A 22,305-nucleotide genomic window follows, 5' to 3' on the forward strand; every position below is an offset into this window, starting at 1 on the left:
GGCCTGTGGGTACAGTCTGCGCCATGGATAAATACACCCCTCACCAGTGGCTCCCGCACGAAAAGCCGAGCCTGCCCGGTTCCCCTTCCACGCCCTTGCATACCCCGGCCAAACGCCTGGCCTTCGGTGTGGTCGGCCTGCTGGTGGCGATCACCGGCGGCCTGGGCAATGCGCTGGTCACCGCCAACCTGGTGTTTCTGCAGGGTGCCTTGGGCGCAACCACCGCAGAAATGGCCTGGCTGCCTGCCGCCTACGTGATGACCAACGTGTCGATCAACCTGCTGCTGGTCAAGTTTCGCCAGCAGTTCGGCCTGCGCGCCTTCACTGAAGTGTTTCTGGTGCTCTATGCACTGGTCACCTTCGCCCACCTGTTCGTCAACGACCTCAACTCGGCTATCGCCGTGCGGGCCGCCCACGGCATGGTGGGTGCCGCGCTGAGTTCGCTGGGCCTGTACTACATGATCCAGGCGTTCCCGGCGCAGTGGCGCCTCAAGGCCATGGTGCTGGGCCTGGGCGCCTCGCAGCTGGCCCTGCCGCTGGCGCGGATTTTCTCCGAAGACCTGCTGCAAATCGCTGAATGGCGCGGCCTGTACCTGTTCGAACTGGGCCTGGCGCTGGCCGCGCTGGGTTGCGTTCTGCTGCTCAAGCTGCCCCCGGGCGACCGCTTCAAAACCTTCGAGCCGCTGGACTTTCTGACCTTCACCCTGATGGCCGGCGGCACCGCCCTGCTCTGCGCCGCCCTGTCGCTGGGGCGCATCGAGTGGTGGCTGGAGGCGCCATGGATCGGGGTCGCCCTGGCAGCGTCGATCGCCCTGGTGTTCAGTGGCCTGGCCATCGAGCACAACCGCCAGAACCCGCTGCTGATGACGCGCTGGCTGGGCAGCGGCGCGATCATCCGCCTGGGCTTGTGCGTGATCCTGATCCGCATGGTCACCTCCGAGCAGTCCACCGGCGCCGTGGGTTTTCTGCAAGTGCTGAACATGGGCAGCGAGCAGATGCGCACGCTGTACTGGGTGATGCTGCTCGGCGCGGTGGCGGGCCTGGCCAGCAGCGCGCTGACCATCAGCCCCAACCACCTGGTGATCCCGCTGTTCATCTCGTTGCTGGCCATGGCCACCGGGGCGTTCATGGACAGCAGTTCGAGCAACCTCACGCGGCCGGCGCAGATGTACCTGAGCCAGTTCCTGCTGGCCTTTGGCAGTACCTTCTTCCTCGGCCCGTCCATGGCCCTGGGCATCAGCCACGTGCGCGCCAACCCGCGCAACCTGGTGAGCTTCTCGGTGCTGTTCGGCATCTGCAACAACCTCGGTGGCCTGATCGGCGCCGCGCTGCTGGGCACCTTCCAGACCTGGCGCGAAAAATTCCATTCCAGCCACCTGGTCGACCGCCTCAGCTACCTCGAACCGCTGGTCAACGCCCGCGTGCAAAGCGGCGGCAGTGGTTATGCCGGCATCCTCGCCGACCCGGCCCTGCGCAGCGAGGCCGGCCTGCGCGTATTGGCCAACGCGGCCACGCGTGAGGCCAACGTCATGGCCTACAACGATGTGTTCATGCTGATTGGCAGCATCGCTATCCTCACCATGATCTGGATTTGCATCCGCGGTTCCTGGCTGTGGTACACAGCCCGCCAGGCCGCTTCACCCGATTCCACCAGCGGTACTGCCAACCGATGACCGACCAAACCCGCACAACCACCACCACTGCCCTTGCCGAAACCCCGGAAGGCGCCACACCGCCCAGCGAACCGACCAGCCCGGTGCGCACGCGACGGGTGCGCATCCTGTCTTCGATCATGTTCGCCTGCGTGGCCCTGGCCGGCATCCTGCTGGTGCTCTATGCCTGGCGCCTGCCGCCGTTCGGCAGCGCCATCGAAAGTACCGAAAACGCCATGGTTCGCGGCCAGGTCACCATCATCGGGCCGCAACTGAGCGGCTATGTGGTCGATGTGCCTGTGCATGACTTCCAGTTCGTCAAGGCCGGCGACTTGCTGGTGCAACTGGACGACCGCATCTACAAACAGCGCCTGGCCCAGGCCATCGCCCAACTGCAACAGGAGCAAGCAGCGCTGGCCAACAACCTGCAGCAGCGCAATAGCGCCGAAGCCACCATCGCCCAGCGCCAGGCCGCCATTGGCGATGCCAAGGCCCAGGCGGACAAGGCCCGCGCCGATCTTGGCCGCAACCAGGCGCTGGTCAGCGATGGCTCGGTGTCGCGCCGCGACCTGGACGTTACCCGCGCCAGCCAGGCCGCTGCCGTCGCCACCCTGGCCCAGGCCAAGGCCGCGCTGGCCATCGCCCGCCAGGACCGCGAGACGGTCATCGTCAACCGCGCCGCGCTAGAGGCCTCGGTTGAAAACGCCAAGGCGGCCGTGGAGCTGGCCCGCATCGACCTGGACAACGCCCGGGTCACTGCGCCGCGTGATGGCCAGCTGGGGCAGATCGGCACCCGCCTGGGCGCCTACGTCAACTCCGGCGCACAACTGATGGCGCTGGTGCCCGATACCGTGTGGGTGATTGCCAACATGAAGGAAACCCAGATGGCCAATGTGCGCATCGGCCAGCCGGTGACCTTCACCGTGGACGCCCTCAACCACCTGAAGCTGCGGGGCCATGTGCAGCAGATTTCACCGGCCACAGGCTCCGAGTTCGCCTTGCTGCAGGCCGACAACGCCACCGGCAACTTCGTCAAGATCGCCCAGCGGATACCCGTGCGGATCACTGTCGATGCCGACCAGCCAGCGGCGAGGCGCCTGAGCCCGGGGATGTCGGTGGTGGTGAGTATCGATACCCGTGATGAAAAATGACTGGCCCCGCGTTGGGTGAATCTGAGAACCGCGTCGAGATGCCGTCCTGCCACGATTGCGCCGCTCTAGCCCGTGGGTTCTAATTCTGACCCACCGGTTTTATCTTCGCCATCCAAGGACGCTTGATCATGTACAGGAAGCTCGTACCGCTGGCGCTGCTGGCCACTCTGGCCGGCTGCTCGGACACCACGGACACCAGCGAAACCCATTTCCAGAAAGCAGCGCAGGCCTACCTCGACACCCAGTACCCCCATTGCTTCGTGATCACATCTTTCCCCGCCAAGACCCAGGACTTCGATACCAACGGCACCAACAAGGCGCTGCATGCGCTGGCGCAAGTCGGCGTGGTCAGCGAGAAGGAAATCTCCCGCACCGAAGTGCCGGAACGCCTGTGGCAGCCGGCACGCACCGACATCTATTACGCCTACGACCTTACCGCTGAAGGCCGCAAGTACTACAAGGCCGATGCGCAGAAGATGCTCAACGGCAGCACCCGCGGCGGGCTGTGTTTCGGCAAGGCGCAGGTCACTGCGATCGAGCGTTTCACCGAGCCGGGTGAAGTGATGAGCCAGACGATTTCCAACGTCACCTATGCCTACACGATCACCGGCCTGCCAGCCTGGGCGGCTGACAACGAAGTGCAAGCGAACATCCCCCCGCTGCGTGAGGCCTTGGCCACCAACCAGACCCCGGCCAGGGAGACACGGGCGATGGTGCTGACCAACAAGGGCTGGGTGCACGAGCGCCTGTTTGATAAATGAGGGTGCCTACCGGCCCTTTCGCGGGGCCGGTCCCGTCACAGCCACCAGGCCAGCACCAGCGGTAACCAGGCAAACGACAGCACTGTCGAGCACATCACCAGGTTGGCTACCTGCTCCGGCTCACGGTTGGCGCGCACTGCCATCAGGTAGTTGAACACCGCCACCGGCATGGCCGACTGCAGCATCAGCACCGCGCGCTCCAACGGCTCCAGCCCCAGAGCCATGCCCACTGCCCAACCCACCGCCGCCCCCAGCACGATGCGCAGGCCGCCCAGCACCAGGCCGCTGCCAATGTGCTGCGCGCGGATGCTCGCCAGCGATACACCCAGGGTCAGCAACATCAGTGGGATCGACATGCCACCGAGCAGGTCTGCCGTGTTGGCCAGCCAGCGCGGCAGCTCGAAGTCCAGGAAGATGATCGGCATGGCCCCAGCCAGGCTGATGACGATGGGGTTGCGCAACAGCGCCTTGAACGAGGCCGCCGTACCGGCGATGGCCATGCCGAGGGTGAACTGCACGATCGACAGGGTAAGGAAGAATGCTACCGCCAACGCCAGCCCATGCTCGCCGAAGGCGTACAGGCTGATGGGCAGGCCCATGTTGCCGGTATTGGGGAACATGAACGCTGGCATCAGCACGCGCCAGTGCTGGCCCGAGGCGCGACACACCAGCCAGCCGCCCAACGCCATCGCCAGCGTGCACAGCAGGCAGGCCATTGCCATGCTGGTGAAGGCTGCCGGGGCCAGCTCGGTGCGGCTGAGGGTCGACAGCACCAGCGAAGGGGTGCCCACCGTCATGACCATGCGGGCGACGAACGCGGTGGGGTAGTCCAGGCCCTTGCGGGCCCAGGCGTAGCCGATGCCGGCGACGATGAAGACAGGGGCCAGAACGGCGAACAGTGAAGCGAGCATGAAGTAGGCCTTCCTTGGAGCGTTTGGGCGACAGTATGCCGCAGCCTTCAACATCGCGGGGTTGCTTTGCAGCCCTATCGCCGGCAAGCCGGCACAGGGACAGCAGTATGCTTGGGATCACGCTGTCGGGGTGGGAGCTGGCTTGCCAGCGATTGGGCTGCAAAGCAGCCCCACACAATGTCGGCTCCAGACACAAAGCCGAAGTATTCCGACCTGCGGCGTCCTGTCGCACTCTACACCCCCTTGGGCAAACCCCTCGCAGGCCGTAGAATCGCGCCTCCTTTTCGCCCGTCGCCTTGAACGGTGGCAACCGGCAGCAACGACAGAGTCCGTGCCTGACCACATGCCCGTCCATGTGAAATAGGCTCAACCGACCCCGCCCGGCCCAGCTCTTTGTGCGGCCAGCGGTTGAGTCTTGCCCAGGTCGCATCCAGCCCAGGCACACCCGTGCAGCCTTGCGGCCCTCATTGGGCCTGTTTGGCGTGCGCGTTCGAAAAGGCGCTCCCAACCGCCACTCCAACTTGAGGTTTGTATGTCTGCGCGTTTGCTGGCCATGGCGCTGGCGCCCCTGCTCGGGCTGTTCATCATTGCCCTGGGCAACGGTTTCATGTCTTCCCTGACTACCCTGCGCCTTGGCGCTGCCGGTGAATCGGCAACGATGATCGGTATCGTCTCGTCGAGCTACTTCCTGGGCCTGACCCTGGGCGCGATCTTCAACGACCGGCTGATCCTGCGCATCGGCCATATCCGCGCCTACTCAAGCTTCGCCGCGCTGATCGCCGCGACCATCCTGCTGCAGGGCCTTTTCTACGACACCACCTGGTGGTCGATCCTGCGCCTGATCAACGGCTGGGCGGCGGTCGGTGTGTTCCTGGTGATCGAGAGCTGGCTGCTGCTGGCGGGCGACGCGAAAATCCGCGGCCGGTTGCTGGCCCTGTACATGATTGCCTTTTACGGCGCCGGGGTGATTGCCCAGGCCGGGTTGGGCGAAATCACTCACCTGGGTGACAGCGCTCCGTTCATGCTGGCCGGCATGCTCGCCGCGTTGTCGGTGCTGCCGATCGTGATCCTGCCGCGGGTATCGCCGCTGCTGGACCAGGTCGAACCGTTGAAGCCGCGCCAGTTGCTCGGTGTGGCGCCGTCCGGGCTGGTCGGCTGCTTCGGCTCAGGCGTGGCCATCGCCGGGATCTACGCCTTGCTGCCGCTGTACCTGCAGCGCATCGGCCTGGACGTGGGCGAAGTCGGCAACATGATGGCCTGGGTGATCCTCGGCGCCATGCTGCTGCAGTATCCGGTGGGGCGCTGGTCCGACCGCAAGGACCGCCAGGATGTGCTGATCGCCCTGGCAGCGCTTTGCGTGGTGCTGTCGCTGATCACCGTGTTCCTGCCGTCGCAGTCATCGTTGCTGCCGGTGATGTTGTTCCTGCTCGGTGGTGGGGTGTTCACGCTGTACCCGGTGGCGGTCAGCCATGCGGCCGACCGGGCCCCGTCCGATGCGCTGGTACCGATGATCCAGGGCCTGCTGCTGATCAACTCGCTGGGTTCGGCCATGGCCCCGCTGGCGATTTCGCCGGCCATGACCGAGTTTGGCGAGGCGGGGCTGTTCTGGGCCTTTGCCGTGGTCAACCTGGGCATGGTGTGCTTTTTCCTGTGGCGCCGGGGCAAACGCCCGGCGGCGGAGCACCCGGCACCGTTCACCGCCTCGACCACGTTCTCGCCGACTGGCGCCGAATTACGCGTGACCGAAGACCTGAAGCAGGCGGCGCAGGAGCACCCGCCGCTGGAGCCGGCAGAGGCTCAGGCCTCAGGCGTCAACGCGCACTGAACCCAGGGGGCTGCCGGGCAGCCCCTGATGGTGACCGCCCGTCGCCCCAAGGGCACCCCGCCATCACTGGCCAGCCAAACGAATGACAGATCATCCGCACAGGAGATTCGCCATGATCCGCATTCGTCCCCTCCCCCTGCTCTTCACGCTCGCTTTGGGCCTGGGCTCGGCCACCAGTTTCGCTGCTTCCGATACCTCCAACACCAACACCGACACCTACCCGAAAACCGACCAGCAAGGCGGCAAGACTGCCGGTGAGGGCAGCAGCGTCAACAGCCCCGGCAGTAGCCAGGACAACGACAGCGCCGACACCGGCGGTGATGCGGCCGATGGCGCCGCAGGCGGCTCCAACAGCACTGGCGAAGCAACGGGGTCTGGCGCCGGGCGTACCGGCGGCACCGCCGAAGACCAGGACAGCCGCTGACAGCAGCCTGGGCTACACTGCGGCGAGTCGCCCTGCCAAGGAATCGCCATGAACCTCAAACCCTGGCTGTTCGCCGCGCTGCTGCCCTGCACTGCACTGGCCGCGGGCAGCGGCTCCGGTGCGCTGTCGATCAGCTCCGCGTCTTTCACCGATGGCGGCGTCATCGCCCTGCAGCAGGTCGGGCCCGACCCTGCCTGCGGTGCTGGGGAGCAGCGTACCCCGCAGTTGAGCTGGACGAATTTGCCTGCCGGCACGCGCTCGCTGGCCTTGGTGATGTTCGACCCGGACGGCGGCAAGGGTATCGGGGTGGTGCATTGGGTCGCTTATAACATCGATCCTGAACTGGGTAGCCTGGAAGAAGGCAAGTACGCCTTGACCACCAAGGGTGTGACCGTTGGCCGCAATTCGCGCGGCACCCTCACCTACCGTGGGCCGTGCCCGCCAGCCGGGGATAACCCGCACCACTATGCGTTGACACTGATAGCGACTGACATACCCATCGGCGTATTGCCCGATGGGCTGGACCGCAATGGTCTGATGGAGTTGCTGCAAGGGCATGCGTTAGGTGCGCAGAGCCTTGTTGGCAAGTATGGACATTGAGGTGGTAAGCACCGGTCTTTTCGCAGGCAAACCCGGAGGCCACCATGCCCTCACCTGAAACAGCCCTGCGCCTCAGCTGGCAGCAAAACGCCAAAAGCTGGATCGAAGCCGTGCGCAGCGGCGCCATCGAAAGCCGCCGGCAAGTCACCGATCAAGCCATCCTTGTGGCCATACTCGGCCGCCAGCCCGAACATGTTCTCGACCTGGGCTGTGGTGAAGGGTGGCTGCTGCGCGCCTTGGCCGAGCGTGGCATCGACGCCACCGGGGTGGATGGCGATGCTTCGCTGGTCGAGGCGGCACGGGTAGCCGGCTCGCCACAGGTGCACCTGGCAAGCTATGAGCAGCTGTGCAATCGCGCGGTGGAGATTGGCAGCGGTTACGACCTGATCTGCAGCAACTTCGCCTTGTTGCAACAAGACATCATCCCCCTGCTGGCGGCGCTTGGCGCACTGCTGGCACCCGGCGGTGCGCTGGTGATCCAGACACTGCACCCCTGGAGTGAGGCGCACGGTGATTACCAGGATGGCTGGCGCGAGGAATCGTTTGCCGGTGTTGCCGGCAAGTGGCAGCCGATGCCCTGGTACTTCCGCACCCTGGCCAGCTGGTTGAACGCGCTGAAAATGGCAGGTTTCAGGTTGGTGAGCCTGCAGGAGCCGCAACATCCACAGAGTACAGGGCCGCAGTCATTGCTACTGGTGGCTGAGCGGGTTGATTGACTGTGCCGACAGCCCGGGGGAAACCCTGGGCAAGGGCAAGCACAGCGTAGCGGCCTGGCATTCAGCAACCAAATACCGAGCATTCCAACATTTAATTTGTGGATGTGTGGGGCTGGCCCCTATGCTGTCAGTACATCCCCTGCACGCACCGGCCGGTGTGGTCCAAGGCATGGGGAGAGAACAACAAGTCGAGATCGTTCATGTCGAATCACTCCTACTTCGCCCCCCACGGTGGGCACCCGGCTCAAACCGAGCTGCTGACTGACCGTGCCATGTTCACCGAAGCCTATGCCGTCATTCCCAAAGGCGTGATGCGTGACATCGTCACCAGCCACCTGCCGTTCTGGGACAAGATGCGCATGTGGGTCATCGCCCGCCCACTCACCGGCTTTGCCGAAACCTTCGCCCAGTACATCGTCGAAGTGGCCCCGGAAGGCGGCAGCGAGCGTCCTGAACTGGACCCCAATGCCGAAGCCGTCGTATTCGTCGTCGAAGGCGAAATCGACATCACCGTCGAAGGCAAGCACCACACCCTGGGCCAGGGCGGTTACGCATTCCTCGCCCCGGGCGCCGAGTGGAGCCTGCGCAACAACAGCAAGTCCAACGTCACCTTCCACTGGCTGCGCAAGCACTACCAGAAGGTTGAAGGCCTGGACATCCCTGAGTCGTTCGTCACCCACCGCGACAACGCCACCGTCATCGAAATGCCGGGTACCGAAGGCCGCTGGGTCACCACCCGCTTCGTCGACATGGCCGACATGCGCCACGACATGCACGTCAACATCGTGACCTTCCAGCCGGGCGGCGTGATTCCGTTCGCTGAAACCCACGTCATGGAACACGGCCTGTACGTGCTGGAAGGCAAGGCGGTCTATCGCTTGAACCAGGACTGGGTTGAAGTGGAAGCGGGCGACTTCATGTGGCTGCGCGCATTCTGCCCGCAAGCCTGCTACGCCGGCGGCCCAGGCAAGTTCAGCTACCTGCTGTACAAAGACGTGAACCGTCACGTGCACCTGACGCTGAACCCGCAGCGTTAAGGCCTGAATGCTGTAGCAGAGCCCGCCACCTGGCGGGCTTTGTGTTTGCCGCACATACTCAAGGGCCTACCCACTTCGCGGTGCACGCCATGAACCGCAGTACCCTGTTTGCTGCCCTTTTGGCCTTCACCTGCGTGCAAGCTGCTGATGACTGGAGCCTGGCTTACGACCGCGAAGGCATTCGCGTGTACCTGCGCGGCGTGACCGGCTCACCCTATCAGCAGTTCCGCGGGGTCAGCACCATGCAGGCAAGCGTGCGCACCCTCACCGACCTGCAGGAAAATCTACGTGTCGCCTGTAAATGGCTGTATGCCTGCGCGCAGATGCGCCTGCTGGAAGTCGCGGGCGACAGCACCTGGGTCTACCTGACCACCGACTTGCCATGGCCTACCCTGCCGCGCGACGTCATTCTCAAAGTCACCAGCGAACGGCTCGACGACGGCACCCTGGTGCGCCACTTGAGTGCCGAGCCGAACAAACTACCGGAGCAGCCGGGGCTGATCCGTGTGCAGCACCTGAGTGGCGAGTGGGTCATGAAGCCGCTGGGCGAGCGCACGACCGAGGTCACTTATCAGCTACAGGCCGATCCGGCCGGGGATGTGCCAGGCTGGCTGGCCAACCGCTTCGTGGTGGATGCGCCGGTAGTGACGTTGCGCACCCTTCGGGCCGTGGCCGAGCGCCAGCCTTGAGCCAGCCTACTGAACCACCCCGCAAGCGACCCGTGCACCGCCGCCACCGAGCTTCTCGGGGTGGTCACTGTGGTTGTCGCCCCCTGCATGCACCATCAGCGCGTGCCCTTTGAAGTCCGAAGCCTTCAGGCGTGGCGCCAGTACCGGGTAGGTGGCCTTGCCATCTGCGCCCACATACAGCGCCGGCAGGTCGCCGCGGTGGCCGCTATCGTCGTAAGGGCCCTTGTGTGCATTGGTCGAGTCCGGATCCCAGTGGCCGCCCGCTGCACCTGCAGGCACAGGTTTGCCATTTTCCTCGGCAGGTGCGCAAGAAGGCTTCTGGTGCAGGTGGAAGCCGTGCACACCCGGTGGCAAGTCTTTGAGGTCCGGGGTGAGCACGGCGCCGTACTTGCTCTGCTCGATGCTGACGGTGCCGATCACTTTGCCCGGGCCGTCCGCGGCGGCCAGCTTCAGTTCCACGGTCTGCGCTGCCTGGGCGAGGCCGGCCGAGGCCAGCAAGGCGCTGAATACCAGTGCTTTCATGATGTATCTCCATGGTTTGAGGTGAGCGGGTGTCATACCCACATAACAGGTGGGACTGCACAGGTTGGCAGGCATTCAATCCAGCCACAGAATGAAATACTTCCTACCGGAACCGGTCAGCGTATTCTGCAAAGCCCAAATAAGCGTTTTTACCAACCCGCCAGCCGCGCTAACCTGTGGCCGTTACCCGGCCACGGACCCCGCCCATGCTCCACCTCCTGCTGACCACGCTGGCTCCCATCATCCTGCTGATCGCCTTGGGCACATTTTTGCGCGTACGCGGTTTTCTGGCTGAAACCTTCTGGCCTGGTGCCGAGCGCCTGAGCTACTACGTGCTGCTGCCATCGCTGTTCCTTCATGGCCTGGCCACCGCCAACCTAGACGGGGTGCCGGTGCTGGGCATGGTCGGCGTGCTGATGCTCTCTACCTTGCTCGGCGCCGCGCTGCTGGTGCTGTATCAAGGTGCGGTGAACCACGATGGCGCAGACTTCACCTCGGTGTTCCAGGGTGGCGTGCGGTTCAACAACTATATTGGCGCCACCCTGGCCGCCGGGCTCTACGGCAGTGCGGGCATTGCCCTGGCTGCGGTGGCGAACGCCGCCATCGTGCCATTGGTGAACCTGCTTTGCGTGCTGGTGTTCGCCCGTTTCAGTGCACGCCACAGTTCCCCGGTCACCGTGCTGCGGGCGATCTTCGCCAACCCGTTGATCGTGGGGTGTGCTGGCGGGCTGCTGCTGCGCGTCACCGGGTTGGGGCTCCCTGCCGGCATCGAGCCAACAGTCAAGGCGCTGGGCCAGGCCGCCCTGCCCTTGGGCCTTTTGTGTGTCGGCGCAGCACTGGGCGGCGCCAGCGTCGGCCAACAGGTACGCCCGCTGCTGGCGGCTTCGACGTTCAAGTTCCTGGTCATGCCGCTGACCACCTGGGGCCTGTGCCGCCTGCTCGGCCTGAGCGGCCAGGCGGCGGTGGTGGCGGTGCTGTTCCAGGCATTGCCTACAGCATCGTCGTCCTATGTCATGGCGCGGCAAATGGGCGGCAACGCACCGTTGATGGCGACCATCATCGCCTTGCAGACCGTGGCCGCCGCGGTGACCCTACCCTTGATATTAATGCTTTCGCTCAATTGAAAACGCTTGGCTAGACTGAGGATCAGCAAACACTTCGGAACCTGGACCATGCGCCCATCGTGGATGGTGATCGGCTTCACCTCGGCCCTGCTCGCAGGCCCATTGAATGCCGCCGACACTGCCAAGGCCACTGTTGCCGAGGAAAAGGCCGAGGTGCTTGAAGAGAAGGTGGCCGACGATGCGCCAGCACCGAAAAAAGCCGAAACCCTGACGCCCAGTGAAGTCAAGGCAGTCGACCCCGCAGGCCAGGCGCCGCTGGACGACAGCATCACCTGCCTGGCACGCACGATCTACTGGGAAGCCAAAGGTGCCGATGAAAAAGACATGAGCGCTGTGGCCAGCGTGGTGCTCAACCGCCTTGGCAAGGACGGTTTCCCCAACACCATCTGTGGTGTGGTCAAGCAAGGGGTTGAAAGCAAGTCCTGCCAGTTTTCCTGGTGGTGTGACGGGCGCTCCGACCAGGTCGAGGAGCCGCAGCGCTACGACATCGCCAAGGAGATCGCGCGCAAGGCGCTCAACCAGCAGCTCAAAGACACCACCGGCGGCGCGCTTTACTTCCATGACCGCACAGTGCGCCCCGACTGGGCCAAAGCCTACCGCAGGACCGCCCAGACAAGGCTCTTTCTGTTCTACAAACCCAACCCGGCGTTGGCGCGCTGAGCCGGGTGACTGTTGCGCAGCCCCTGACACCGGCGAACGTTTGCACACAGCGCGCAGTCAAACTCAAGCCCCGACAATGATGGGCAACGCATCGCACTTTTCAGGCAACCCGCGGTCTACCACCTCTTTTGTCGCCTGCAAGCCATTGCTGGTGTTTTGTTTTCATTGCTTTGCACGACACCGGGCCAAAAGCCTTGGGCTTGTGTAGGATGAGCAGCGCATACCAAGACGCTGCCAGTCACAGGGAGATCCACATGCGCGTCCTGTCATCCGTTGCCGCCTTGTCGTTAAGCCTGGCCGTTTCGACTTCGAGCCTGGCTGCCAACGGCGAAGAGGCGCAACTGATCGATTCGATCAATGCCTACCGCAGCCAGGCCCAACCCTGCGGCGATGGAGCATCGCTCGAGCTGCCGCCGCTCAACAGCGACACCCGCCTGGCGCTGTCGCCCGAAGGTACGCGCGACCTGCAGCAGGCCATGACCCGCGCGGCCTACCCCATGGTCAACGTACAGGCGATCAGCCTGTCCGGCCCGCGCGACGCCCGCGCCGCGATGCATGCCATCCAGGAAAGCTTCTGCCAGGTGGTGCTCGACCCGCAGTTCGTCGACATTGGCGTCAGCCAGGAAGGCCGCGACTGGCGCATCGTACTGGCGCGCCCATTGCTCAGCGGGCGCCTGGGCGACTGGCAGGCAGAGGGGCAAAATGTGCTGCAGGCGATCAACGCTGCGCGCAAGGCCCCACGACAATGCGGCGGCCAACCCTTTGCCGCAGCACCCGCGCTTGGCTGGAGCACCGTGCTGGCGGGGGTGGCGGCCAACCATACAAGGGCCATGGCCAACCAGAATTTCTTCGACCACATCGACCGCGACGGCCGCACGCCGGGTGACCGTGCCGAACTGGCCGGCTACCTGTACCAGCAGATTGGCGAGAACATCGCAGCCGGGCGTGACTCGGCACAAAAGGTGGTAGATGGCTGGCTGGCCAGCCCTGGGCATTGCGCAACCTTGATGAACCCAGACTTCCGCGAAATGGGGGCTGCCTATGCAGTGGACCCCAAGAGCGATGCGGGCATCTATTGGACGGCGTTGTTCGGCACACCGCAATGAGCCGCCTTGCGCAGCGCCTGCGCGGTGCAACCAAAGCGCTGTCGCACGCGCCTGCCCAGGTAACTGGCATCTCCAAGCCCTACTTCCTCGGCAATCTGTGCCAGGCCATGGCTGGAGTTGCCCAGCCGCCAGCGGGCCTGTTGCAGGCGCATTTCCAGCCACCAGGCCTTGGCGCTCATGCCGTGGCTGGCCTGGAACTGGCGGTCCAGTTGCCGCCGGCTGATCCCCAGCTCTGCCGCCAATCGCTCGATGGACAGGCGCGCCCCCATATGGTGGCGCATCAACGCCAGCGCACGCTGCACCTGGCGCCCCTGCCCTGCGCCAGCCTCCAGCGAGCGCAGGGCATGGCGGCTGTCACGGGTCTCATCCACCAGCATGTCGGCCAACCCCTTGAGCGCGCGAGCGCGGCCACAGGCCTCTGACAACAGCGCCACCGCCAGGTCGATGGCTGCCGTGCCACCGGCGCATGTAATACGGGCCCCATCGATGCAGTACAGCTGCTCGCGCAGTACCTGAAGGTGCGGGAACAATGCGCGGAACTCGGTTTCGTGACGCCAGTGCACGACCACCCTGTGCGCCTCCAGCAAACCACAGGCCGCCAGCAGGAAAACCGCGTTGTCGACGCCGACCAATTTCACCCCAGCCCTGGCTGCGCGCCTGAGCAGGCTCTTGTAGCGAGGAGCCAACCCGGCAGTTGCCTGCGCGTTGCGGCTGCCGAACAGCACCAGGTAATCGAAACCCTCCAGCGCCAGCGAATCGGTAATCGCCGCCACCTGCACCACCGCGCCGCTGCTGGAAACCACAGGTTCCCCGGTCAGCCCGCCGAGTGTCCAGCTGCAGTAGCGCTGGCGGCTGTAATCTTTGTCGTCGGCGCTGAAACGCAGCTTGTCCAGAAATGCGCCAAAGGGCAGCAACGCGAAATCCGGCAAGGGCAGGATCAGCAGGCGAATATCGGGGGCCATGCGAGGATGTCCAGAAAGTACCTTCGAATGTCCAGATCATACCCTGCCCCAGCCACGCCGTCGCTTAGACTGGACACCTGGACACTGATCGAAAAAGGCGCGTTGCATGGCTCTGGATACCTGGCTCATTTACCTGCTGGCAAGCATCGGCCTGTCGCTGACCCCAGGGCCGAACAGCTTACTGGCGTTGACCCATGGCGCGCTGTATGGCGCTCACCGTACCTTGTTCACCATCGTTGGCGGTGTGTTCGGCTTCAGCGCGCTGATCGCCCTCGCCATGTTCGGCCTGACGGCCCTGCTGCAAACGTCAGCGGCATTGCTGACGGTATTGAAGTGGGTAGGTGGCGCCTACCTGGTGTGGTTGGGGATTACGCTCTGGCGCAGCCCGGCCTTGCACCTTGAAATGAACACGCGCCCCGCAAAGCTGAGCAATGCCGGTCTGTTCCGCCAGGGCCTGCTGTCGGCCATGGCCAACCCCAAGGTGCTGCTGTTCTATGGCGCATTCCTGCCGCAGTTCATCGACCCGCAGCGCGGCTTGCTCATGCAGTTTGTGATCATGGCCGCCACCTTCGCCAGCGTGGAGTTCGTGGTCGAATACCTGCTGGCTCGGTTGGCGTTCCGTATCAGGCCTTGGCTGGCCAAAGCTGGCAAGGGTTTCAATCGGTGCTGCGGGGGCTTGTTCGCGCTGATCGGAGTGGCGTTGCCGTTCGGCCGATAAATCTCAGAAAATCCCTACATTCGAGATAGGTGGTCAAGAAGCGCGCGACCTTTCGATCCAGTCCATAGTGAAATACCTCCCATACAGCGAGATGCGCTATGACACCTGCCAACGTGCTGACCACCCTCCCACCGTGTGACCCTGCCACACCGGAACGGGTCGATGACCTCCTGCAACGCCCGGGCCTGCGTATCGAGCGCATTGTTTCAAGCGGCCAGTGCAGCCCTCCCGGGTTCTGGTACGACCAGCCCGAAGGCGAATGGATCGTGTTGCTGAGCGGCAGTGCCGGCCTGCGCCTCGAGCATGAAGCCTACACACGGCTGCTGGCGCCGGGTGATTGCCTGGACATCCCGGCCCATTGCCGCCATCGCGTGGAATGGACCGCACAAGGCACCCATACCGTGTGGCTCGCCGTGTTCTATAGCAGTGAAAAACCCTGGCCTGCCTGCTGAGCGGGTTAGAATGGCCACACACATCCCTCGACATCACGACCATGATCCAGTCCGATCTCGACCTGTTCGGCCCCCAGCCACAACGGCTGGCCAGCCACACCGTGCTGTTGCCCGGCTTCGCCCTTGCGCAAGTCGAGCGGCTGCTCGACGCTCTGCGCCCTGTGCTTCGCGCAGCCCCCTTCCGGCACATGCGTACGCCTGGCGGGCTGCACATGGCGGTGGCTTTGACCAACTGCGGTTCGCTGGGTTGGGTCAGCGACGCCAAGGGCTACCGATACAGCCCGACCGACCCAGCCAACGGCGAACCTTGGCCAGCCCTGCCTGAAGCTCTACTTGACCTGGCCGGGCGTGCTGCGGCCGCGGCAGGCTTCGACGCGTTCGTACCTGATGCCTGCCTGGTCAACCACTATCTGCCCGGTACCCGCCTGAGCCTGCACCAGGATCGCGACGAAGCGGATTTCGGCCAGCCGATCGTGTCGGTATCTCTGGGGTTGCCGGCGGTGTTCCTGCTGGGTGGTTTCCAGCGCTCGGACAAGACCCGGCGAATAGCGTTGAGCCATGGCGATGTGCTGGTATGGGGAGGTGAGGACCGGTTGCGCTTTCATGGTGTATTGCCGATCAAGCCTGGCGTGCATCCGCGGATGGGCGAGCGGCGGATCAACCTGACGTTGCGCAAGGCGGGGTGATGCAGTCAAATAGCCACCCGACATTTTTGCCAGTAGACGAGCGCCCTCCTGCTCCCGGTTAATTGAGCTGACGCCGCCACTACCAGAGCGGTCTCGTTCAAGGGAGTGAACCCATGCGCTTGATGACCACATTCCTGCTACTGATGGCCCTCTTCGGGGCAAGCCGCGTCATGGCGCTGGATGCCAATGAAGAGGCCTATGTCGATGCGCCACCCGCCAAGTACCTGGTCTACTCCGTCACTTGGCAACCCACGTTCTGCATCATGCGGCCATCAACGCCTGGCTGTGACCAGGCACCGCAACGCTTTCTCACCCACGGTATCTGGCCCTACAGCGAAAGCAGCGGCCACCTCACCAACCGTCACCCCCAGTACTGCACCAATTCCCCTGACTGCACCAACGGCGAAGCCTGTGCAATGAGGGCCGATGAGATGAGTGCAGTGCTTGCCAACAAAGCCCTGCGGGACATCGTTACCCGCGAGCCCAAGGGCATGTTCGCGCACGAATGGCAAAAACACGGCACCTGCTCAGGCAAGGAGATGCAGGCGTATTTTCAGGACTTTGTCGACTTGAGAAAAGTAGTCAGTTTTGACAATCAAGCATTCAACGCGATGGTAGGCAGCGCTACCGAGTTCTCGAAGATTCGCGAGGCTTTCCCTGAGAACACTGAGTTCAGATGTTACCGGGACGAGCAGGGCAAACAGTACCTGCATGAGGTGTTCTACCTGATCGACGATAAAGGGAACCCGTATAGGGAAGAAAACAACCTGCAGATCGGCGTCCGTTGTGAAGCGCAGAAAACATGGATTCCGGCTGGTACCAAGCCTGTGTCCTGACGGCAGTTTTTACCCGGACAAGGATGCCAACCTCGAGGTACAGCGCGCGCTCGGACGCCTCTGTACCTGTGAGGGGCGATGTCGTCTTCATGGTCATTGCGCCTGAGACTGGCTCAGGTACTTGTCCACCCCAGCCTTGCCATCCCCTGCATCCCCCGCCACCTGCCACAACCGCCGCTCGATCCCCTGTGCCAGCAAATGCCCTACCGCCGACTCGATAGCCGACAGCACGCACAACTGCGCGGGTTCGTTGGTGGTGTAGCCCACTTCTGCTTCGAGCAGCTTCTTGAACTCGATGAACTTGAACACCCCGGCGCTACGCCCCACCGAGTAGATGGTCTTGCTGGTCATCACGTTGGCCAGTACCTGCCCGGTGCGGACGTCCACCGCCCGCAGGTTGACCGTGACCTGGTCCACCCGGTACTCGCGGGAGATGTCGATGCCCAGGTAGCGTGCCCCTTCCCCGCCGCTGCGCACATTGGTGTCGTAGGCGATGATGCCGCCTTCGAGCATCAGGTTGGCCGCTTGCAGCGGCGGCAGCTCGGTCTGGATGTTCTCCGGTACGTCGGCCTTTTTCTGCGAGGCGCGGATGATCTTGCGCTCGGTCAGCAGGTTCTGCAGGCCTTCACGCTCCAGCACCACGAACCAGCCGCTGGCATTGAGGGCATCCATCAGCATGCTCGCCGCCCCTTGGGTGACACTGGTGGAAAACGAGCTGGCCGGGGTCGGCTTGTACTGCCCGGTCTGGTCGCGGAAGCCATACACCACCGCCATCAGCCGGCCCTTGGGCCGTGGCATGTTGATCAGGTCGTAGTAAGTCGAAGCGCGCGGGGTCAGGGTCGGGCTTTCCGAGTCCTGTTCGGCCGACATCGGTTCGCGCAGGCCGCAACCTTGGAGGCCTTGCAGGGCGGCGAGGATCAGCAAAGTGCTCAGCAGACGTTTCATGGTGTTCTCTCCCCAGATAACAACCCGTCCCTCTCAGGGGTTCAGGCCGCTGACCTCAATGATCGAAATTTCTCCTGTGACGCGGTCGGTGACCTTGATGCTCAGGGCACCGGAGTCATCGATCACATCGATCAGGAAGGCATCGGTGGCCATGCTGCCGGTCTGGCCATTGCTGATGTTGTCCAGCAACTGCGACAACATCCGCGACTCCAGCTGGTTGCTGAAGCGCTCCAGGGCCGAGGTACCGCCAAAGGCGGAGGTGCGGTCCTTGAGGTCGGGGTCGTCATAGTCGTTCTGCGCCTGGGCATTGTTCAGCAACCAGGTGCCGTTGAGCGGGTTGCCACCGAACGCCGGATTGACCGGGGTGTACACCAGCTCCGTGGCCTGGGCGGTAACGGCGCAGGCCACGAGACAGGCGGCGATGCAGTGGGGTATACGCGTGTTCATAGCTCGTCCCTCTCCAGATCAGTGGTGTCTTGCAGCAGGCGTTGCAGCTTGCGTTGAATCACCTCCTGCTTGACCAGGTCGGCGGCCGCGACGGCCTCTTCTTTCAGTTGGGTGACGTTGGGTGGCAGAAAGCGGCGGTACAACACGTCGCGCTCGAACTCCACCGTGATCAGGCTGCCCCAGCGGGCATCCGGGCGTTCTCGCACCACCAGGTTGAAATCCAGGCGGCTGGTGGCACGCAGGCGGTCGGCAAAGTAGTAGTAAAAGTCGTGGCCGATGTGCGAGATGGTGTTGTCGACGATAAAGCCCTTCATCTCGTCTTCGGCATCGGCCTGCGCCACATCGGATACCCCGGCGGCCAGCAGCAGGCCAAGGCTCAGGCAAAACACGTTCAGGCGTTTCATGGCGCGTCCCCCGGGCTGCTGTGGGTCTGTGCGCCACTGGCGCTTTCGTTGAAGGCCTGCTCGGCGACGAACTGCCAGTCGCTGTAGTGCTCGAGGCCTTCGAAGCCGGACCACTGCGTGTCGAAGCCGCTGCGTTTGAACGGGGTGGCGTCGGAGCGGCTGTGCACCCCGGTGATGCGCCCGTCGATCGAACGCAACAGCCCCCATTCATCACTGCCGGTGACTGGGTCCGGGTACAACCGGCGGATGTGCCGTTTCGGCTCGGGAAAACGGTTATCCTCAAGCAGGTCGGCCAGCGCCTGCGGGTACTGCGCCAGGCCTGGCGAAGCGCGGTAATAGCTGCGCAGTGCCTGGGCATACTGGCCACCCACCCACAGCAACTGACGCTCCTTTTCGCGCTGCGCCGCGCTGGACCACAGCGTGCCGCTGGACGCCAGGGCCACGCTGCTGGCTGCGATCAGCAGCAATACACCCAGGTAGGTGAAGCCGTTGCAGGCCTTACCATTGTGCGAAGTGGCTGCCATCACGTGCCCTCCCTGTCGCACCGCTCTTGATGTCGGCCACGCCTCCGGCCACCCCTTCTGGCGGCGGCACCAGTTGCCAGGCATCACCGCGTTCGGTAATCGGGTCGATCGGGGTGTTGCGCAGGTAGCGCTGCTCGACCAGTTGTTCCAGCGAGTCGGGGTAGCGGCCGGTGTCGCCGTAGTAGTGGTCCAGCGCCTCTCGCAGCACCGCCAGGCTCTGGCGCAGGGCAGCCTCACGGGAGCTTTCCAGGCTGTTGAAGTAACGTGGCATGGCAATGGTCATCAGCGTGGCGATGATCGCCATCACCACCAGCAGTTCGATCAGGGTGAAACCTCGGCTGCGTTTCATGGCCGTCACCATTGCCCGTAGGGGATGTTGTTGAGGCCTTTGCCGCGGGCCTTGGAGTACACGTCGTAAACGTCTTCGCCGTCACGCGGGTTGTCCGGCCCGCTGTCATAGGCGCGCAAGCCCCAGCCACCGCCGTCATCGTCTTTTGCCGCCACCAGCGGGTCGTGCGGGATGCGCCGCAGGAAGTAGAACTTGTTGCCCTTGGCGCTGCGTACATCGCGCACCCCGTCGACCAGTACCTGCAGGTTTGGCGGGTAGCCACTGGCATCCAGGCCTTTTTCGATGAAACCTGCGTCAAAGGCCCGCTTGTAGGCATCGATGGCATCGCGGATCTGGTACAGCGCCTGACGCAATTGCTGCTCCTTGGTGCGGCGCACCACGGTTTCGGTCAGCGGTGCAGCCATGCTGGCGAGCAGCCCGAGCAATGCCAGGGTCAGCACCACTTCGATCAGGCTGAAGCCTTGCACGCGGCGTTTCATGGCCGTGGGCCCTTGCCGGCAGGTACCACCGCCATCTGGCTGTCGACAACCGGTGCATCGCCAGGCGCCTGGCCCGGCTCATCGGCCGGCAGCGCGCCGGCTGGCAAAGGCAGGGCCAGTTGGCGCACCTGCATGCTCGATTCGGTACCGGTGGCGAACTCCATGTCCGAGGGGCTCTGGTAAGGCAGGTTGCGTACGATCCGCGGGGTGATCGCCAGTACCAGTTCAGACTTGCTCATGTCATCGCGGTTGCTGCCGAACAGCCGGCCCAGGCCAGGGATGTCGCCCAGGCCCGGGATCTTGTTGCCGCTGGAGGTCTTGTCGTTGCGCACCAGCCCCGCCAGCACCTGGGTTTCGCCGTCGTGCAGGCGCAGGCTGGTCTGGGCGTTGCGGGTGTCGACCTGGACCGGGATGGTGCCCTGGCGGGTCGGCTCCAGCGGAGTGGCGTTGCTGACCTCGAGCGCCACCTTGATCGCCACCTCGTTGTTCAGGTGCACGGTAGGCTGCACTTCAAGCTTCAGACCGACATCCAGGTAGGTGACGCTTTCGGTGATCACCGGCCCTTGGGTGGAAGGTACCGAGGTGGCGCTGATGATCGGCACACGCTGGCCGATGTGGATGCGCGCCTGCTCGCGGTTGCTGACGCGGATCACCGGGCTGGCGAGGGTGTTGATGTCCTTGTCCTGGGCGTTGATCTTGGCCTGGGGCGCCGGCGAGATGCTGATACGCCCGGAGTTGATGCCGCGCAACTGGTCCAGCACGCTGACCGGGTTGCCCTCATCGCTCAGCACCCCAAAGGTATTGGGCCATTGCAGGCCAAGGTCGAGGATGCGCGAGCGGGCCACCTCCATCACCTCCACTTCCAGCACCACTTCAGGGTTGGACTGGTCCTGCGACTGCAGCAGCTTCTCGGCCATACGCACGGCGTCGGGAGTGTCGCGCATGGTCAGGGTATTGAGGCGCTCATCAACGAATACATCGCGGGTCTTGAGCATGGTCTTGACCATGTTCAGTGCGGTGTTGGCATCGATGCTGGTCAGGTAGAACGTGCGCATGACCAGTTCCTGGTAGTCCTTGGTCTTCTGCGGCGAGTCGGGGTAGACCAGCAAGGTGTTGTCGTTGACGATCTTCTGGCGCAGCTGGTTCTGTTCCAGCAACAGGGCTATGGCATCCTCGATGCGCACCTCGCGCACGAAGATGGTGGCCTTCATGTCCGGGCGCAGGTCCTTGTCGAAAATGAAGTTGATGCCGGCCACCTGGGACAGCACTTCGAAAATGACCTTGAGCTCGGCATCGCGAAACTCCAGGGTCACCGGGCGTTCCAGCTTGCTGCGCAGTTGCGGGAAGGGCTGCGCCGTGCGGGCCTGGACGTTCTCGATATCGCTGCGCAGCATGATGCCCTTCTGGTTTTGCGGGTCCAGGCGCAGCACCTCACGCATGTAACGCTCGGCACCGAACAGGTCGCCCTGGCGCAGCGCAGCCTGGCCCAGCGCAACACGGTCATCGAGGGTGCGCATCAGTTCCAGCTGGCGGATGCCCTCATGCGCGCGGCGGTTGTTCGGTTCCAGGGTGAGCACGCGGCCATAACCAAGGCGCGCGCCGGCGAAGTCGTGGCGGATGCGGTCGCTGTCGGCCTGGCCAAGCAGCGCCTCGACCGCGTGCTGGCGGCCTTGGGCCAGGGCAATGTTCAGGTCGGTGTCACGCGGGTCGTCGCGCAGCGCCTCTTCCAGGCGAGCGATACCGGCCTCGTACTGGCCTTCTTTCATCAGCGCCTGGCTGTCCTTGCGCACCGCGCTCGAACCGCAGCCGGCAATGGCCACACAGAGCGCCAGCAGCATGAACGGAGCAGGCTTGCACAACTTCGATGGCTTCATGGTGCGCTCCCGACAGACAGAGTCTGTGACTGGTGCAAAGGCAGGTAGACCAGGCCCAGCTCATTGGCCGAAACCCGATCGAGGCGGTAGGTGTCGTCAATCACGTCGCCCTGGCGCACGACGTAGAGTTTTTCGCCGCTGCGCAGGAAGACCTGCAGGTCATCGCGATCGCCCAGGCGGCCGACGAACTGGAAAGGCAGCGCCGGGGCTGCGGGGGCAGCGGCTACCACCGAGGTGGCGACCACAGGTTGTTCGGTGACCGTGGCCAGGGCCTTGGGTTTGGCCCATTGCTGGCGGGGGAACAGGTCGCGCGTGGCTTGTTCTGGCTTCATCACCGGTACGCCGGCACTCTCTGAAACCGCTTGTGTGGGCGCCGGCTTGCCGGCGATCAGGGCCTCCTCGCTGTCCTCGCCGAACCAGTGCCCAGGCGCCCAGGCCAACGCCCCGGCAA

Annotated in this window: 27 protein-coding genes; 16 read left to right on the top strand and 11 right to left on the bottom strand. The window is 64.0% G+C overall.

Features of this window, described 5'->3' with window-relative positions; all coding sequences use genetic code 11:
* Positions 1 to 23: 23 nt before the first annotated feature.
* The 3 genes from BLX42_RS02250 to BLX42_RS02260 all read left to right on the top strand — a co-directional run bounded on the left by BLX42_RS02250 (position 24) and on the right by BLX42_RS02260 (position 3,564).
* Positions 24 to 1,673 (top strand): MFS transporter, encoded by a 1,650-nt coding sequence (locus tag BLX42_RS02250; RefSeq protein WP_161871050.1) that lies wholly within the window; start codon positions 24 to 26, stop codon positions 1,671 to 1,673.
* The gene (locus tag BLX42_RS02255; protein WP_161871051.1) at positions 1,670 to 2,803 is read left to right on the top strand and encodes an HlyD family secretion protein; all 1,134 of its coding nucleotides are present in this window, start codon (positions 1,670 to 1,672) and stop codon (positions 2,801 to 2,803) included. Before BLX42_RS02250 ends, BLX42_RS02255 begins: the two co-directional genes overlap by 4 nt.
* Positions 2,804 to 2,931: 128 nt before the next feature.
* Positions 2,932 to 3,564 (top strand): hypothetical protein, encoded by a 633-nt coding sequence (locus tag BLX42_RS02260; RefSeq protein ID WP_161871052.1) that lies wholly within the window; start codon positions 2,932 to 2,934, stop codon positions 3,562 to 3,564.
* A 35-nt stretch (positions 3,565 to 3,599) separates the two neighbouring features.
* Here BLX42_RS02260 and BLX42_RS02265 read toward each other — a convergent pair whose 3' ends face one another.
* A complete protein-coding gene (locus tag BLX42_RS02265; RefSeq protein WP_161871053.1) occupies positions 3,600 to 4,475 on the bottom strand; it encodes an AEC family transporter in 876 nt (291 codons plus the stop codon).
* Positions 4,476 to 5,007: 532 nt separating this feature from the next.
* On the opposite strand from BLX42_RS02265, the gene BLX42_RS02270 reads away from it, so the two are divergent.
* From BLX42_RS02270 to BLX42_RS02295, 6 genes are all read left to right on the top strand, one after another.
* Positions 5,008 to 6,300 (top strand): MFS transporter, encoded by a 1,293-nt coding sequence (locus tag BLX42_RS02270; RefSeq protein ID WP_115274974.1) that lies wholly within the window; start codon positions 5,008 to 5,010, stop codon positions 6,298 to 6,300.
* Positions 6,301 to 6,412: 112 nt separating this feature from the next.
* The gene (locus BLX42_RS02275) at positions 6,413 to 6,724 is read left to right on the top strand and encodes a hypothetical protein (RefSeq protein ID WP_125923079.1); all 312 of its coding nucleotides are present in this window, start codon (positions 6,413 to 6,415) and stop codon (positions 6,722 to 6,724) included.
* A gap of 48 nt (positions 6,725 to 6,772) precedes the next feature.
* Positions 6,773 to 7,324: a YbhB/YbcL family Raf kinase inhibitor-like protein gene (locus BLX42_RS02280; protein ID WP_046787644.1), complete on the top strand. Its 552-nt coding sequence runs from the start codon at positions 6,773 to 6,775 to the stop codon at positions 7,322 to 7,324.
* 44 nt (positions 7,325 to 7,368) lie between these two features.
* Positions 7,369 to 8,040, top strand: a complete 672-nt coding sequence (locus BLX42_RS02285) for a bifunctional 2-polyprenyl-6-hydroxyphenol methylase/3-demethylubiquinol 3-O-methyltransferase UbiG (protein ID WP_161871054.1) — start codon at positions 7,369 to 7,371, stop codon at positions 8,038 to 8,040.
* Between the two features lie 200 nt (positions 8,041 to 8,240).
* A complete protein-coding gene (locus BLX42_RS02290) occupies positions 8,241 to 9,077 on the top strand; it encodes a bifunctional allantoicase/(S)-ureidoglycine aminohydrolase (RefSeq protein ID WP_012314347.1) in 837 nt (278 codons plus the stop codon).
* Positions 9,078 to 9,166: 89 nt separating this feature from the next.
* Complete coding sequence (locus BLX42_RS02295) at positions 9,167 to 9,766, top strand: START domain-containing protein (protein WP_046787646.1); 600 nt, start codon at positions 9,167 to 9,169, stop codon at positions 9,764 to 9,766.
* Positions 9,767 to 9,772: 6 nt separating this feature from the next.
* On the opposite strand, the gene sodC is transcribed toward BLX42_RS02295, so the two are convergent.
* Positions 9,773 to 10,288, bottom strand: a complete 516-nt coding sequence (gene sodC, locus BLX42_RS02300) for a superoxide dismutase family protein (protein WP_046787647.1) — start codon at positions 10,286 to 10,288, stop codon at positions 9,773 to 9,775.
* Between the two features lie 206 nt (positions 10,289 to 10,494).
* Here sodC and BLX42_RS02305 point away from each other — a divergent pair, with 206 nt between their 5' ends.
* The 3 genes from BLX42_RS02305 to BLX42_RS02315 all read left to right on the top strand — a co-directional run bounded on the left by BLX42_RS02305 (position 10,495) and on the right by BLX42_RS02315 (position 13,178).
* Positions 10,495 to 11,412 (top strand): AEC family transporter, encoded by a 918-nt coding sequence (locus BLX42_RS02305; protein WP_161871055.1) that lies wholly within the window; start codon positions 10,495 to 10,497, stop codon positions 11,410 to 11,412.
* Between the two features lie 48 nt (positions 11,413 to 11,460).
* The gene (locus BLX42_RS02310) at positions 11,461 to 12,072 is read left to right on the top strand and encodes a cell wall hydrolase (protein ID WP_161871056.1); all 612 of its coding nucleotides are present in this window, start codon (positions 11,461 to 11,463) and stop codon (positions 12,070 to 12,072) included.
* A gap of 254 nt (positions 12,073 to 12,326) precedes the next feature.
* Complete coding sequence (locus tag BLX42_RS02315; protein WP_115274977.1) at positions 12,327 to 13,178, top strand: CAP domain-containing protein; 852 nt, start codon at positions 12,327 to 12,329, stop codon at positions 13,176 to 13,178.
* On the opposite strand, the gene BLX42_RS02320 is transcribed toward BLX42_RS02315, so the two are convergent.
* Entirely contained in the window at positions 13,145 to 14,140 is a 996-nt protein-coding gene (locus BLX42_RS02320) for a GlxA family transcriptional regulator (protein WP_161871057.1), read from the bottom strand. The genes BLX42_RS02315 and BLX42_RS02320 overlap by 34 nt on opposite strands.
* Positions 14,141 to 14,246: 106 nt before the next feature.
* On the opposite strand from BLX42_RS02320, the gene BLX42_RS02325 reads away from it, so the two are divergent.
* The 4 genes from BLX42_RS02325 to BLX42_RS02340 all read left to right on the top strand — a co-directional run bounded on the left by BLX42_RS02325 (position 14,247) and on the right by BLX42_RS02340 (position 16,832).
* Positions 14,247 to 14,858 carry a LysE family translocator gene (locus tag BLX42_RS02325; RefSeq protein WP_115274979.1) on the top strand — a complete coding sequence of 204 codons (612 nt, stop codon included), beginning with the start codon at positions 14,247 to 14,249 and terminating at the stop codon, positions 14,856 to 14,858.
* 98 nt (positions 14,859 to 14,956) lie between these two features.
* The gene (locus tag BLX42_RS02330) at positions 14,957 to 15,310 is read left to right on the top strand and encodes a cupin (RefSeq protein WP_046787655.1); all 354 of its coding nucleotides are present in this window, start codon (positions 14,957 to 14,959) and stop codon (positions 15,308 to 15,310) included.
* A 41-nt stretch (positions 15,311 to 15,351) separates the two neighbouring features.
* The gene (gene alkB / locus BLX42_RS02335; protein WP_046787656.1) at positions 15,352 to 15,996 is read left to right on the top strand and encodes a DNA oxidative demethylase AlkB; all 645 of its coding nucleotides are present in this window, start codon (positions 15,352 to 15,354) and stop codon (positions 15,994 to 15,996) included.
* Between the two features lie 113 nt (positions 15,997 to 16,109).
* Positions 16,110 to 16,832 (top strand): ribonuclease, encoded by a 723-nt coding sequence (locus BLX42_RS02340; RefSeq protein WP_161871058.1) that lies wholly within the window; start codon positions 16,110 to 16,112, stop codon positions 16,830 to 16,832.
* Between the two features lie 93 nt (positions 16,833 to 16,925).
* Here BLX42_RS02340 and BLX42_RS02345 read toward each other — a convergent pair whose 3' ends face one another.
* From BLX42_RS02345 to BLX42_RS02380, 8 genes are all read right to left on the bottom strand, one after another.
* Positions 16,926 to 17,777, bottom strand: coding sequence for a CsgG/HfaB family protein (locus tag BLX42_RS02345; protein ID WP_046787657.1), 852 nt, complete (start codon positions 17,775 to 17,777; stop codon positions 16,926 to 16,928).
* Positions 17,778 to 17,810: 33 nt separating this feature from the next.
* On the bottom strand, positions 17,811 to 18,224 hold the full coding sequence (locus BLX42_RS02350; protein ID WP_012314333.1) for a curli assembly protein CsgF: 414 nt from the start codon (positions 18,222 to 18,224) through the stop codon (positions 17,811 to 17,813).
* Positions 18,221 to 18,628, bottom strand: a complete 408-nt coding sequence (csgE, locus tag BLX42_RS02355; protein ID WP_046787658.1) for a curli production assembly/transport protein CsgE — start codon at positions 18,626 to 18,628, stop codon at positions 18,221 to 18,223. Before csgE ends, BLX42_RS02350 begins: the two co-directional genes overlap by 4 nt.
* Positions 18,625 to 19,152, bottom strand: a complete 528-nt coding sequence (locus BLX42_RS02360) for a type II secretion system protein (protein WP_046787659.1) — start codon at positions 19,150 to 19,152, stop codon at positions 18,625 to 18,627. The genes csgE and BLX42_RS02360 overlap by 4 nt, the downstream gene beginning before the upstream one ends.
* Positions 19,127 to 19,501, bottom strand: coding sequence for a type II secretion system protein (locus BLX42_RS02365; protein ID WP_039601767.1), 375 nt, complete (start codon positions 19,499 to 19,501; stop codon positions 19,127 to 19,129). The genes BLX42_RS02360 and BLX42_RS02365 overlap by 26 nt, the downstream gene beginning before the upstream one ends.
* Before the next feature lie 5 nt (positions 19,502 to 19,506).
* A complete protein-coding gene (locus BLX42_RS02370; protein WP_039601768.1) occupies positions 19,507 to 19,980 on the bottom strand; it encodes a type II secretion system protein in 474 nt (157 codons plus the stop codon).
* Positions 19,977 to 21,854: a secretin N-terminal domain-containing protein gene (locus BLX42_RS02375; protein ID WP_125923071.1), complete on the bottom strand. Its 1,878-nt coding sequence runs from the start codon at positions 21,852 to 21,854 to the stop codon at positions 19,977 to 19,979. The genes BLX42_RS02370 and BLX42_RS02375 overlap by 4 nt, the downstream gene beginning before the upstream one ends.
* A partial coding sequence (locus tag BLX42_RS02380; RefSeq protein ID WP_161871059.1) for a hypothetical protein occupies positions 21,851 to 22,305 on the bottom strand: 455 nt, incomplete at its 5' end. The genes BLX42_RS02375 and BLX42_RS02380, both read right to left, overlap by 4 nt.

The organism is Pseudomonas sp. SG-MS2 (assembly GCF_009933855.1).
Lineage (GTDB): Bacteria > Pseudomonadota > Gammaproteobacteria > Pseudomonadales > Pseudomonadaceae > Aquipseudomonas > Aquipseudomonas putida_E.